Raw genomic sequence first — 14323 nt, 5'->3', positions numbered from 1 at the left:
TTATTTCTTATTTTGGAGAGCATAGGTACTAAGTTTACCAACAATAGTGCCCTGAAGGTGAATTAATCGGCTCAACCAGTCGCCCCCTCAGCTCCTGCTACGAAATGGACTAGAATAAGTCATGACTCACCTGTCAAATCGTACCAGTAAATTTACTGAGGATGATTGCTTGTAGCAATTTCAGTGGATAAGAATTCTATGAGCACAAAGTTGACTCCAGATGCAGTGGAGAGCGATCGCTACAGCCCAAGGGTGCCATCGACTGCGATCCCGACATCATCCAAGCGGACTGGCTTTTTGGGTGCGGCGCGGACGCGGATTTTGCTTTGTTATATTGGGATCTTAGCGGTCATCTTCGCGCTGGGGGTGCCGATATTTCGGCAATTTTTGTTTGCGCGGGTCGATCGACGGGTGCAAGATGATATGGTCGAAAAGATCGAAATTTTTCGGAGTTCGCTAGCTGGAGAATTAATCAACGAGGAAGTTAGTAATTCAGGATTGAATGAAACCTCGATCGAGAATAAACAGCGGCGGCAGCAACCCAGCAATGAGGACGAACTGGAAGATTTTTTCGATACTTTTTTGGCTCAGCAGTTGCCAGAAGATGAAGTGTATATGATTGTATTTGTCAAGGGCAAATTTTACAAATCTAGTCCGAGAGCGCGACCACAGATGCTCCAACAAAGTGCGACGGTAATGCAAGCATGGGCAAAAGCGACATCCTCCACACAAGGGACACAGACAACTCAAGATCCTCAAGTCGGCGATATCTTGTATTTTGTCGAACCAGTCAAAGTCAATAACCAAACGCTCGGTGTCTTTGTCCTCGCGCATACTACCGCTGGTGAGCGAAATGAAGTGGTAGAAGCAGTGATTGTGGTAGCGGAGGTATTTGGCGGGTTGTTGGTGCTAGCATTGGTGTTAGTTTGGTTTGCGTCGGGGCAGGTATTGGCACCGCTAAGATCGCTAGTCGGCACTGCTAAATTGGTGAGTGAATCCGATCTGAGTCAGCGATTGCCAGTGCAGGGACAGGGAGAAATGGCGGAACTAGCGACAACGTTTAACGAGATGATGGAGCGGCTAGAATCGGCATTTGTCACCCAGCGCAACTTTATTAATGATGCTGGGCACGAATTACGCACTCCCATCACGATTATTCGCGGTCATTTGGAATTGATGGGCGACGAGCCGCAAGAACGTGAGGAAACTGTAACAATCGCGATCGACGAACTCGATCGGATGGCGCGGATGGTGGATGACTTGATGCTACTGGCAAAGTCGGAACGTCCCGATTTTTTGCAGTATACAGTCGTCGATGTGCGAATTTTTACCGAGGAACTATTTGCCAAGGTGCGCGGTCTAGGAGAGCGCAATTGGGCTTTGGCAAAAGTTGCCGAGGGTGAAGTACGGATCGATCGCGATCGGATCACGCAGGCGATCGTCAATCTGGCAAATAATGCCGTTCAGCATACCCAAGTCGGCGACAAGATCGCCCTCGGCTCAGTGGTGCGGCAAGAGCTACTATATCTGTGGATACAGGACACTGGCGAAGGGATCGCTGAAACCGATCGAGCGCAAATTTTTGAACGGTTTGCCCGTGCTGCCAAAAGTCGGCGCAGATCCGAAGGTTCTGGCTTGGGACTAGCGATCGTCAAAGCGATCGTCGATGCCCATCGGGGTCGAATTGCCCTCCACAGCCAGCTCCAATTTGGTTCGACATTTACCTTGAAAATTCCCTTATGCCCTTCTTCAGACGCGCGAGATCCCTCGCTCAAGGTCGATCGATAGCGATAGATGATAGTAATCCGAACTCAAATGCTAGCCCATGTCCCAAATTTTAATCGCTGAAGACGAACCGAGAATATCAGCCTTTATCGAAAAGGGATTGCGGGCGCAGGGCTTTACAGCGACGATCGCTCATGATACAGATGAAGTCTTGGATCTAGCTCAACGCAACGAATTCGATCTGATTTTGCTAGATTTGGGATTGCCTGGAGGCGATGGATTAGAGATTTTGGAGACATTGCGCGGGCAGGGAGTGGAGACGCCGATTATTATTCTGACAGCACGAAACGACCTCAATGACAAGTTAGCGGGTTTGAGCGGTGGGGCTGATGACTACATGACAAAGCCCTTTCGCTTTGAGGAACTCTTAGCGCGAATTCGGTTGCGGATGAAGCCCAAGCCGACTGTGGTGAGCAATGACGATCTGTTGTTGACGGTGGGGAATGTGGTGCTAAATCTCCGAACGCGCAAAGCGATCGTCGAGAACTGCGAAATTGAATTACCCAGCCGAGAATTTACTCTTGCCGAAGCATTTTTTCAACATCCAGGGCAGGTATTAACTCGGCAGCAATTGCTCGATCGCGTCTGGGGCTATGATTACGATCCTGGCTCGAATATCGTGGATGTTTATGTCGGTTATTTGCGGAAAAAATTGGGCAGCGAGTTATTTGAAACGGTGCGCGGTGTCGGTTATCGATTAAAAAACTGATTATAGCACATGCAGGATCGATCGACCTAACATGAGAATTTTCTCATCTCAACATGAGAAAATTCTCAGCAATTAAATTAAACTAAATACCCTAAATCAGAGTAGATTGAGAATAAATCTGTATTCTATCGATCGAAATCTGTGAATGTGCTTGCATTTCCTCTTTTTAGTGGAGAGTCCAGAGGCTGTATCTATTTATGCCTCGTGTTGAAATCCTATGAGCAAAGTATTGATTCTGATTGCCGAAGATGAAGATCGGCTGGCGGCTTTTGTCGAGAAGGGATTGAAGAAAAATGGGTTTGAGACGATCGTCGCTGGGGATGGTGTGCAAGCATTGAAGGCGATCGAGCAACAGCCAGTAGATTTGCTGCTGTTAGATCTGGGATTGCCGATTAAAGATGGTTGGGCGGTGCTGCGAGAAACACGCGCACAAAATCCCGATCTACCGATTATTGTCGTCACCGCGATGACAGACGAACGCGATCGACAACAGGTATTCGCAGCGGGGGCAAATGATTATTTACCCAAACCGTTTAAGTTTAGTGATTTGCTGGCAAAAATTAAGTTGTATTTAGAGGATGTTTAGCGTGAGTTCGAGTGGTAGGGCAATTCATGAATTGTCTCTACCACTAACGTTAACTTAATGAGATTTATCTCATCAAAGATTCATACATGCTTCATCAGAACTTGAGAACCTGAGTATTAACCAGAACTCAGGAGCGTGAATCTCATGCAAGTTTGTGTAATTGGAACGGGCTATGTTGGTTTAGTGACAGGGGTGTGTCTCGCCCAAATCGGGCATCAGGTCATTTGTGTAGATAATGATATCGAGAAAGTCAAGTTGATGCAGTCGGGGCAGTCGCCGATTTTTGAACCTGGCTTGGCGCAGATGATGCAAGCGAATATGCAGGCGGAGCGACTGAAATTTACTGCCGATCTTCAGGTTGGGGTGAATTACGGGGAGATTTTATTTATCGCAGTCGGTACTCCGGCTCTCCCTTCTGGTGCCAGCGATACTCGCTATGTCGAAGCTGTGGCGCGAGGCATCGGAGAGCATCTCAATGGCGGCTACAAAGTGATTGTGAATAAGTCTACGGTGCCGATCGGTTCTGGGGATTGGGTGCGGCGGCTCGTCCTGAATGGGGTTGCTGAAGGCAACTCAGAGGTTGCGGGTTTTGATGTTGTTAGTAATCCAGAGTTTTTGCGGGAAGGCTCGGCAATTTATGATACTTTCAATCCCGATCGGATTGTAATTGGTAGTAGTAGCCAACAGGCGATCGAGTTGATGCAGCAGCTCTACGCGCCGATTGTGACGCGACAATATGCCCAATATCCCGATTTAGCTCCCGTACCTGTATTGGTGACAGATTTAACTTCGGCGGAAATGATTAAATATGCGGCTAATGCTTTTTTAGCTACCAAAATTAGTTTTATTAATGAAGTTGGAAATATTTGCGATCGGGTGGGCGCAGATGTCACGCTGGTGGCGCAGGGAATTGGATTAGATTCACGCATCGGGCATAAGTTTCTGCAAGCGGGAATTGGTTGGGGTGGTTCTTGTTTTCCGAAGGATGTTTCGGCACTCGTACATACAGCAACTGACTATGGTTATGATGCTCGACTGCTCAAATCGACGATCGAGACCAATCGACAGCAACGTTTAATTGCAGTTGAAAAGCTGCAACAGGTACTCAAAATCCTTAAAGGTAAAACGATCGGTTTATTGGGATTGACTTTCAAACCAGATACCGACGATCTGCGCGATGCGCCTGCCCTAGATTTAATCGATCGATTGACACATTTAGGTGCGAAAGTTAAAGCTTACGATCCGTTAATTAATTCAGATCGATCGCATCCAGATCTCGCCAAAATTACTGTGACTACTAGTGCTGAAGATCTGGCAAGTGGTTGTGATGCGCTGGTATTAGTAACTGAATGGCAGGAATTTCAGGAGCTAGATTATGCCCATTTAGCTAGTCTGATGGAGCAGCCGACGATTGTGGATGGACGCAACTTTTTAGATGCTAAATCGTTGGCGAAGGCGGGGTTTGATTACATCGGTATCGGTTGTCCGAAGATCGATCGAGTGAATCGAACCAAAAAAAATTCAATCCAGATCGAGGATCTAGTATTGAGAAGTGCTACTCGATCGATCGAGCTAATATAGCAATCCTAAATCAATTTTAAACTTACCAGTACTGAAATACATAATATTTCAACCGCAGAGGCGCAGAGAGCACAGAGGTAGGAAAAAGAGTAAACATGAGATAAATCTCATCAAATATTCATAGAGGATTCATTCGAGTTTGCGATTATATCAATAAGGTAAATCTCCGAACTTATTCCACCGATTTATCTTTATCAAGAGAAGATTATGAAACTATTAGTTTATTCTCACGATGCCTATGGCTTGGGTAATATCTGTCGCATGTTGGCTATTTGTCACCACCTGCTCGATGCGATTCCCAACTTATCAATCTTGGTTGTATCGGGTTCGCCGATGTTGCATAGCTTTCGGTTGCCAGCAGGACTCGACTATCTCAAACTCCCCTGTTTGCATCGAGATGAAAATGGCGATATGTCGGCAAAATATCTCAAACTCGATATGAAGCAGACAGTAAAACTGCGATGCAATCTGATTCGGATTGCTGCTCTAAATTTCCGCCCCGATGTAGTACTAGTCGATAAAAAGCCCTACGGATTGCAAAATGAACTTAAAAAAACGATCGAAACTCTCAGCGTTGTTGCACCTGAAACCAAGTGGTTCCTGCTGTTGAGAGATATTTTAGATGCTCCCAAACAGACGATTGCGGAGTGGCATCTGCTCGATAGTTATCGCGCCATCGAGCAATTTTACGATCGCGTTTTGGTGGTGGGTACGCCGGAAGTATTTGATACCTGTGCCGAGTATCAATTTTCGGCAGAGATGCTCTCCAAGTCGCTGTTCTGCGGTTACATCCGCCGTCAACAGGCGATTAAGCACAGCGAGCTGCTACGGCAGGAATTAAAGTTAGCTCCAGGCGAGCGGTGCGTACTCGTCACCGCAGGTGGTGGGGAAGATGGGTATCCCCTCATTCACGCTTATTTAGAGGGCTTGACGGGGCTGCCAGCCGATTATCTACTCAAAAGTTTGGTAGTTTGCGGGCCAGAAATGTCTCAAGCCGAGCGAGAGAGACTCTTTCAGATGGCAAAACAGTATCCGCAAGTAATTATTAGTGAATTTACCGACGATTTGATGAGCTATATCGAAGTTGCCGATACGGTGGTGGCGATGGGTGGCTACAACACCTTTTGTGAAATTTTAACCGCTCAAAAGCCCTCGATTATCGTACCGCGTGTGAGACCAACGGAAGAACAGGTGATTCGCGCTCGCAAAATGGCCGAACTGGGATTATTAGAAATGATTCATCCCGATGAATTAACTCCCACAATTTTGATCGATAAATTACTTCATCAATTAGCCAATCCGAGTTATTACACCAGTAATATTCAACAGGTAGATTTGAATGCTTTACCTCGGATTGCAGATAGTATTCTCACCGCTATTTCACGTAAATCAGTCAGAGGGGAATTACGGCAATTTCCAGGACAGCGGATCGAATGTCTTCTGGCTTAGTCATTTTATTTATTCTCAATAGCTCATGAAAAAGATTCTATTTTATTGCCAAAATTTATTAGGAATGGGGCATTTAGTCCGCACGACGGAATTAATGAGAGAACTCGTCAAAACATTTGAAGTTTGTCTGATTGAAGGCGGACAAAAGGTAGATGGTTTTGAAATACTTCCAGAAGTTGAAGTCGTTCAATTACCAACCATTCAAGTTGAGGTGTCTGATTCGCTGCAAGTTGGCAAACAGCTTCAGGTCGTGGGTAGCACTATGAGTTTGGCGGAAGTAAAGGAATATCGAAAGGAGAAACTAATCGAGGTATTCGATCGATTCCAGCCAGATGTGCTGATTACTGAGGGCTACCCATTTAGTAAAAATAAAGCATTAGCTTTTGAAATGGTTCCATTATTAGAGCATATTAAACAATCTGCTCGAACGACTAAGGTAATTTGCAGCCTACGCGATATTATCATGGTTAAAGAATTTGCAGATCGCGATGCCGAAGAACAACGACGGTGTGAATTTGTCAATCAATATTATGATGCGATTTTACTCCATTCCGATCCGACAATTCATCGGTTAGAAGATAATATTTCTACTGCTGAGTACCTAACTTGTCCCGTTTATTATACTGGATACGTTGTGCAATCAGAACCCGATCGAGTCGAATTCGATCCCGCAGATCTGGCAATTCTCAACGATCCGACTCCTAAGATAGTTATTAGTGTTGGTGGTGGGAAACTCGGACACGATTTATTAGATAGTATCATTCAAGCTGCACCGCTACTTCAGCAACAAATTTCTCATCGAATTATAATTTTTGCTGGGCCATTAATGGATGAAGCTAAATATCAAGAGTTAGAAAAATTAGCTCAAGGGAAGACCAACATCAGTTTGAGACGGTTCACACCTAGTTTGATTGCTTATCTCGATCGAGCGGATCTATCGATTAGTTTGGGTGGTTATAACACTACCATGAATATCTTGAAGACTGGTGTGCGATCGATGATTTATCCCTCTGATAAAGATCGAGAACAGGCAATTAGGGCAGAGAAGCTAGAGAAATTGGGTTTGCTCAAGATGATCGATCGATCTCAGTTAGATCCAGAACTATTAGCTAGATCGATCGTCGATTATTTAGCTGATGATGCAACCTTAGATTTTGAACATCTGATTCAGCTCGACGGTGCAGAAAAAGCCTCGATGATTCTTCATGGGTTACTTGAATCTAATGTAAAGTCAGTAACGCCTACGATTGAAATCGTGGCTAGTGGTGCAAAGTCCGCCTACGCGGACTAGATTTCTTAGTCCGCGTAGCGAAAAGTGCGGTCTTGGGGTTTCCCCAAGTGAAGCACCTTTTCAAGACAGGCGGACTTTGCATCATGAGCAGAGACTTTAGTCTCTAGGCTCTTCTTATCTTTGCATAATCTTAGGAGCTAATTTATGAAAAAGATTCTATTTTATTGTCAATATCATTTAGGGATGGGGCATCTCGTTCGCAGTGTCGAAATATTGCGGAGTCTGGCGACAGAATTTGAGATTTGTTTTGTCAAAGGTGGTACGGAAGTTGAAGGTTTGGATCTAGCTGTAAATGTTCAGGTAGTGACATTACCGACTTTACTATCCGAACATCGTCAGCTTAAAGTTGCCGATCCGAGTCAGGATTTAGAGACAGTCAAGCAACAACGAGCGATCGCTCTATTAAACATTTTCGATGAATTCAAACCAGACTGTTTGATAATCGAAGGTTATCCATTCAAAAAATATCAGTTTGAATTTGAATCAATTCCGTTATTAGAAAGAGTTAAGGCTGCTCAGAGAGATATTAAAGTTGTCTGTAGTCTGCGTGATGTAGTGATGGCGCAACCATATCTCGATCGAGATGAAGTAATTGCTACGACTTGCGATCGATTGAATCGATATTTCGATCTGTTATTAATTCATTCAGATCCACAATTTCATCGCCTAGAAGAAAGTTTTTCAGCCGTTGACGATATTAAGTGTCCGATTCAGTATACCGGATTTGTCGCTCAATCTCTGACAGTATCCTCTACTAGAACTGAAGAAGATGCGATCGATTTAGCCCGAACTAATCCGACAATTTTAATTAGTGTCGGTGGCGGACAACTGGGGCACAATTTACTCAATACAGCGGTGGCAGCTAGTCTGCTTTTAGCCGAGCGATTGCCACGGTATCATCTGCAAGTATTTACAGGGCCGTTTATCCCGATCGATTTATTTGAATCGTTAGCAACAGCGGCAAAGGGACAGACTAATCTCACCCTGAGAAAGTTTACAACTCAATTCCTAAGTTACATGAAACAATCAAAACTATCAGTTAGTTTGGGCGGATATAACACCACGATGAATATTTTGCGGACTGGTGTTAATTCGATGATTTTACCATCGAATAAAGATTGGGAACAGACGGTACGGGCGGAAAAATTGGAAAAGATGGGGTTACTAACTATGCTCCAGCCGGAAGATCTTCAGCCTGAACGATTTGCCGATCGGATTGTGGGTGCGATTGAGTCAGAGCGGATTTCTACGTTCTCTAAATCATTCGATCTCGATGGTGCGGAGAAAACGAAGGTTATGCTCAGAAATCTGCTCGCGCCGTTGACACCGCCGCCGATTGAAATCGGGGCTAGTGGTACAAAGTCCGCCTACGCGGACTGAATCTATTAGTCCGCGTAGGCGGACTTTGCAACACTAGCGGAGACTTTAGTCTCTGGGTAATCACTCAAACTATTATTAATTGGAGCTTAATCATGACTACAGCTTTACATTTAGACAACGTTAATAGTGCCGACTCGATCGAACAACCAATGGTGACGATCGTTGTCGTACCTCGCGAACGGTTTAGCTATTCCCAACAATCATTAGAAAGCGTTTATGCCGAGACAGATTACCCCTTCGAGTTGGTATATGTAGATGGTGGATCTTCCCCCGAACTCAAGGCTTATTTAGAAGCACAATCGCACGAGAAGCAATTTAAACTAATTCGCACCGAGCAGTTCCTTTCCCCCAATCGCGCCCGCAATCTTGGCATTCAAGCCGCACGGGGTAAGTACATCGTGTTTGTCGATAACGATGTTTTGGTGCAAAAGGGCTGGTTGCAAAAGTTGGTAGATTGCGCTGAAGAAACTAACGCGACTGTAGTTGGCACCCTCACCTGTATCGACAGCCCCATCCATGAAGTCGTCCATAACGGCGGCGGTACAACCTATATCGAAGTTCGCACCGAAGGCAGCAAAACGGGTCGCTATGCCGTCCAAAAAAGCTATTTGGAAGGAAAGCGAGTATCAAAAATTGCCAACGAACTGACTCGTTTTAAATGTGAGTTTGTGGAGTTCCACACCGCATTAGTCCGCAAATCATTCTTTGACGAACATGGTTTGCTCGATGAAGGTTTGCTCAGTACGCGGGAGCATATCGATTTGTGCTTATGTGTGGGAAAAGTGGGCGGTACTGTCTATTGCGAACGCCAAAGTATCGTCACTTATATGACGGGTGCGGAATTTGATTGGTATGACTATACCTACTTCAGTTTGCGCTGGAGCGATGCGTGGGATTTGGCGAGTTTCGACCATTTTCGGGCGAAGTGGGATGTAGAGGAAGATTGGTACTTCGAGCGTCGTTACAATCGCCTCGGTCGTCGTCGCTATCGCGCTTTAATGCGGCCAATTATCAGTCGGTTCCCGCTCAAAGATAAGCGGAGTGATTTTGCCGATTGGTTGCAAGTTGTGGAGCGTCCAATTAATAACTTTATCAGCGATCGATATGCCCGTCTACATGAGTATGCTAGCCATAGTTTGGGTTTACGTCGATCGCAACGATTGAAAAATGGAATGAAATTCGAGAAGCCCTCGAAGGAAAAGGCGGAGTCGGAATTGGAGTCTGTCTAAGTGTCTGTAGGGGCGGGTGTCTTGTCGTTTTTTTATTCTGGGGGAACCCCAGAATAAAAACGCCGCTTTATGCCATCAATTACGGCTGTAACGATAACTATCGTACAAACCCGCCCTCCCCACTAGCCACCTGAATGTTGCTGGTGGGGTTGGGCAGGTTTGTTTGACACTTATTTGTAGATATCCAGGCTTCCTAGCATAAACCTGCCCCTACAGGTTGTTCTGCTCTCCCTAACCCGTTCGCAAAATCCAAAATCCAAAATCCCCATGATCCAGACTGGAGAGAAAGAACTTAAAGGCATCATCCCTGGCAGTTGGCGCATCCTCGTCAAATTCTGGCCGCAAATCCGCCAGCGGCAGCTATTAATCGGTAGCTCATTATTCACGCTGCTGTTGGAAACTGCGCTAGGATTGCTCGAACCTTGGCCACTCAAATTCATTTTTGACGGCGTACTGCTCTCCCGCACAGACATCTATCCCGATAGCTTGGGGTTTGCACGGAGTCTATCACCGATGTGGTTGCTGACGCTGCTAGCTGGATCGATCGTCGCGATCGCGGCATTACGCAGTGTCACATCTTATCTGAGTACTTATGGGATGGCACTGGCGGCGATTCAGGTATTGTCGGAGGTACGGAGCAATCTCTATAGTCACATTCAGCGGCTATCGCTATCGTTTCATCACAAGTTCAAAAGTGGCGATTTGATTGCGAGAGTTACTTATGATATCGAGCGATTGCGGTTGGTGACGATTAAAACTGCCCTGCCATTTTTGGCAAATGTAGTAACAATCGTGGGGATGATGGGGGTGATGTTTTGGCTCAATTGGGAACTCGCGCTGATTTCGATCGCGATTTTCCCGCTATTTGCGATTACTACTACCAATATCGTCGGTCAGATTCGCAAAGAAACTAACAAACATCGTACCTCCGAAGGTGCGATCGCCAATACCACCAGCGAAACAATTGGCGCGATTAGAGTCGTGCAGGCTCTCTCCTTGCACGATATGTTAGAGCAAAATTTCTTGCTCCAGAATACTAAAAGTCTCCAAGAAGGCGTGAGATCGCTCAAATTGGCGACTTTTCTAGAAGGATTAGTTAAGGTGCTGATGGCTTTGGTATTAGCGGTGGTAATTTGGCGCAGTTCCCAACTCGTATTACAAAAAGCTCTGACACCTGGTGATGTGTTGATTTTTGTCAACTATCTCAAAACCGCCTTCGACCCCATGCGTCAGATTAGCAAACAAATCGGTCAAATTGCCAAAGCGATCGCCTCTGGAGAACGGGCGATCGATATTCTCGACTACGAACCCAATGTGCGAGATTTGCCAGGAGCAAGGCAGGCACATGCTTTCTTCGGTTCTGTCTGCTTTCAAAAAGTATCCTTCAGCTATGATCCGAGTCGGCAGATTTTGCACGAGGTGGATTTTGATGTCAAACCAGGACAACAAATCGCTCTCGTCGGGCCATCTGGGAGCGGTAAATCTACCCTCGCCAGCCTGCTACTCCGACTCTACGATCCGACTGTCGGCGGCATTCTCATCGATGGTAGAGATATTCGGGAGTATAAATTAGACTCACTCCGCCAACAAATTAGCGTCGTCATGCAAGATAGCGTATTATTCGCCGTCAGCATTAGGGAAAACATTACCTACGGACGATTGGGAGCCACCGATGCGGAAGTCGAACATGCGGCGCGGCTGGCGAATGCCCACGATTTTATCATGGACTTACCCCAAGGCTACGACACGATCGTCGGCGAACGCGGCGGCACTTTATCTGGGGGACAACGCCAACGGATCGCGATCGCTAGAGCCGCCATCCGCCACTCGCCGATCGTCATTCTCGACGAACCCACCACCGGACTAGATGGAGCCAGCGAACATGCCGTCAATGAGGCTCTCAATCGCCTTACACGGGGCAGTACGACATTTTTGATTTCTCACAACCTCCGAGCTGTCGAGGGCTGCGATCGCATCCTCTACATCGAAAAAGGTGAAATCTTGGAGAGCGGCACCCATCCCGAATTAATGGCGCAATCTGGACGCTATGCCCAGTTATACCACTTACAAAACGATGTAAATGAACTAGGAGAAAAACATGTCTTGGAAGCTTGAATGCGAACAGGGAAAACTTGCACCCCACGAAACGCGGGTAATTTTAGTCCGTCACGGTCAAAGTACCTTTAATACTGAGGGTAGATATCAAGGGAGTAGCGATGAGTCGGTATTGACTGAATTTGGTCGCAATACGGCTAGGCAAACGGGAGAATTTTTGAATGGATTAAGTATTGATGCGCTGTATGTCAGTTCGTTGCGGCGGGCACTAACAACTGCTAGCGAAATATTAGCGCAGATATATCCATCGATCGATCCAACAAATATTCATGTCGATCGACAACTTAGGGAGATCGATCTCCCTGCTTGGCATGGACTTTATCACCAAGATGTACAGAAACGCTTTCCTGAAGATTACCACTGTTGGAAGCAACATCCCGATCGATTTATCATGCTCGATCCAAACACCAAAAAACAATCTTACCCTGTCCGCGATCTCTACGATCGAGCAAACCAATTTTGGCAACATACATTACCGCATCATGGCGGTGAAACAATTATGTTAGTCAGCCACGCCGGAACAATTCGAGCCTTAATTAGCACTGCTTGTAATCTCTCACCTGGTGATTATCACTCGCTTCGGCAATCTAATTGTGGTATTAGCGTACTGAAATTTTCACAGAAAAATATCACCGAGCCTCAATTAGAAGTACTGAACTATACCGAACATCTAACAGCACAATTACAGACATCAACCGTTTAAATCAAGTAATCAGTAATCAGAATTTAATAATATGCGATTTTATTTACCACCGCCTCAATCTTTGGTAGGGGCAATTCATGAATTGCCCCTACCAAAGATCTAAACCTTACTGGATAAGACTGCACTGTCAACTGTCAACTATCAACTGTTCAAATATTTACCAGGAAAAAATCAATGTTATATCGCGAATTTGGCAAGACAGATTGGAACGTTTCTACCATCGGTATGGGCACATGGAATATCGGCAATCAATGGGGCGAAATCACCGAAGATGTAGCGATCGAAACTGTTCGCAGTGCCTTCGATCATGGCGTAAATCTGTTTGATACCGCCGAGGCTTATGGCATCCCCCAAGGATTGTCTGAAGAACGCTTGGGTAAAGCATTACAGGGCATCCGCGATCGCGCCTACATCGTCACCAAAATCGGCAGTTGGGGACGACGCACCGATGAAGGATTGCCCAAAAATATCGATACCATCCGCCTCTGTCTCCAAGCCTCACTGTTTCGGATGAAAACTGACTGGGCGGATGGAGTACTCTGTCATGAAGGCGATATCGAAGATCCTACCGTCTATCTCGAAGCCTTCGAGGGACTAAAGCAACAGGGCTATCTCCGCGCCTATGGCATCTCCACCAACAAATTTGAAGTATTAAAGCAATTTAATATCGACGGCACCTGCGGCATTGTCGAACTCGACTACTCCCTGCTCAATCCCAAAGCCGAAGCCAAAATATTGCCCTACTGCATCGAGCATAACATCGCCGTCCTCGTGCGGGGGCCACTCGCCCAAGGCTTGCTCTCTGGTAAGTACGCCGCCGATACAGTCTTCACCGACACCATTCGCGGCAAATGGCACAAGAATGCAGCCAAACAAGCCAAACTCGATCGGGATATTGCCGCAGTCAAAGCACTCAGCGCGAGCCTACCAGCAGGCACCACGATGGCAACTACCGCCCTCCAATATGTCATCTCCCACCCCGCCCAACCTGTCGCCATTCCTGGCGCAAAGTCACCCCAACAAGCAGCCATGAATGCCCAAGCAGGCGATCGCATTTTATCCGCTATCGATCGTACGGCACTACTCCACCGTCTAGAGGAATCGATCGTCCAAGCTGTCTAAATCCACATTCGGCACTTTGTGGTGAGTCAGCGGTTAAAACCGCCGCTAATGTTGCAAAACCCGCCTACGCGGGTTAGTCAGGAATGGCAACTTATTTAGTTTCGATTCCTAACTTAGTCCGCGTAGGCGGACTTCGCACTATTAGCGACGAGTTCAATCGTGCGGCATCTTGCCCTGCTTTAGAGATGATCCTACATGACTTCCAGCCATTTCACCGCGCCAGCCATATCACTATTTAGGGCTTGCTGAATAAGTCATACGATCGAGTGAGCGAATCTCGAAGCACGCTCACTCGAAGCGCGTCGTCTAGCGACGATCGCCAATGATAATTTTTAGTTAAGCTCAAAGGAGATACAAGCAAGATTTCTAATCG

Annotated in this window: 11 protein-coding genes; all 11 read left to right on the top strand. The window is 46.2% G+C overall.

Annotation, left to right across the window (positions count from 1 at the left end):
- Positions 1 to 198: 198 nt before the first annotated feature.
- The 11 genes from ACEW9I_RS21990 to ACEW9I_RS21940 all read left to right on the top strand — a co-directional run bounded on the left by ACEW9I_RS21990 (position 199) and on the right by ACEW9I_RS21940 (position 13950).
- Positions 199 to 1788, top strand: a complete 1590-nt coding sequence (locus ACEW9I_RS21990) for an ATP-binding protein (protein ID WP_373542460.1) — start codon at positions 199 to 201, stop codon at positions 1786 to 1788.
- Between the two features lie 37 nt (positions 1789 to 1825).
- Positions 1826 to 2494, top strand: a complete 669-nt coding sequence (locus ACEW9I_RS21985; RefSeq protein WP_373542459.1) for a response regulator transcription factor — start codon at positions 1826 to 1828, stop codon at positions 2492 to 2494.
- Positions 2495 to 2711: 217 nt separating this feature from the next.
- Positions 2712 to 3080, top strand: a complete 369-nt coding sequence (locus tag ACEW9I_RS21980) for a response regulator transcription factor (protein WP_373542458.1) — start codon at positions 2712 to 2714, stop codon at positions 3078 to 3080.
- 144 nt (positions 3081 to 3224) lie between these two features.
- Complete coding sequence (locus tag ACEW9I_RS21975) at positions 3225 to 4661, top strand: UDP-glucose/GDP-mannose dehydrogenase family protein (RefSeq protein WP_373542457.1); 1437 nt, start codon at positions 3225 to 3227, stop codon at positions 4659 to 4661.
- Between the two features lie 207 nt (positions 4662 to 4868).
- Positions 4869 to 6110: a glycosyltransferase family protein gene (locus ACEW9I_RS21970; protein WP_373542456.1), complete on the top strand. Its 1242-nt coding sequence runs from the start codon at positions 4869 to 4871 to the stop codon at positions 6108 to 6110.
- A 25-nt stretch (positions 6111 to 6135) separates the two neighbouring features.
- Complete coding sequence (locus tag ACEW9I_RS21965) at positions 6136 to 7401, top strand: glycosyltransferase family protein (protein WP_373542455.1); 1266 nt, start codon at positions 6136 to 6138, stop codon at positions 7399 to 7401.
- Positions 7402 to 7545: 144 nt separating this feature from the next.
- Positions 7546 to 8781, top strand: a complete 1236-nt coding sequence (locus tag ACEW9I_RS21960; RefSeq protein ID WP_373542454.1) for a glycosyltransferase family protein — start codon at positions 7546 to 7548, stop codon at positions 8779 to 8781.
- Positions 8782 to 8873: 92 nt separating this feature from the next.
- Positions 8874 to 10010: a glycosyltransferase family 2 protein gene (locus ACEW9I_RS21955; protein WP_373542453.1), complete on the top strand. Its 1137-nt coding sequence runs from the start codon at positions 8874 to 8876 to the stop codon at positions 10008 to 10010.
- 267 nt (positions 10011 to 10277) lie between these two features.
- The gene (locus tag ACEW9I_RS21950) at positions 10278 to 12125 is read left to right on the top strand and encodes an ABC transporter ATP-binding protein (RefSeq protein ID WP_373542452.1); all 1848 of its coding nucleotides are present in this window, start codon (positions 10278 to 10280) and stop codon (positions 12123 to 12125) included.
- Positions 12109 to 12828: a histidine phosphatase family protein gene (locus ACEW9I_RS21945; protein ID WP_373542451.1), complete on the top strand. Its 720-nt coding sequence runs from the start codon at positions 12109 to 12111 to the stop codon at positions 12826 to 12828. Before ACEW9I_RS21950 ends, ACEW9I_RS21945 begins: the two co-directional genes overlap by 17 nt.
- 174 nt (positions 12829 to 13002) lie before the next feature.
- Positions 13003 to 13950 carry an aldo/keto reductase gene (locus ACEW9I_RS21940; protein WP_373542450.1) on the top strand — a complete coding sequence of 316 codons (948 nt, stop codon included), beginning with the start codon at positions 13003 to 13005 and terminating at the stop codon, positions 13948 to 13950.
- The last annotated feature ends 373 nt before the right edge of the window (positions 13951 to 14323 follow it).

The sequence above is a fragment of the Chamaesiphon sp. genome (assembly GCF_041738855.1).
Lineage (GTDB): Bacteria > Cyanobacteriota > Cyanobacteriia > Cyanobacteriales > Chamaesiphonaceae > Chamaesiphon.
The sequence above is the reverse complement of the archived record's forward strand: the minus strand, read 5'-3'. Positions and strand labels throughout refer to the sequence as shown.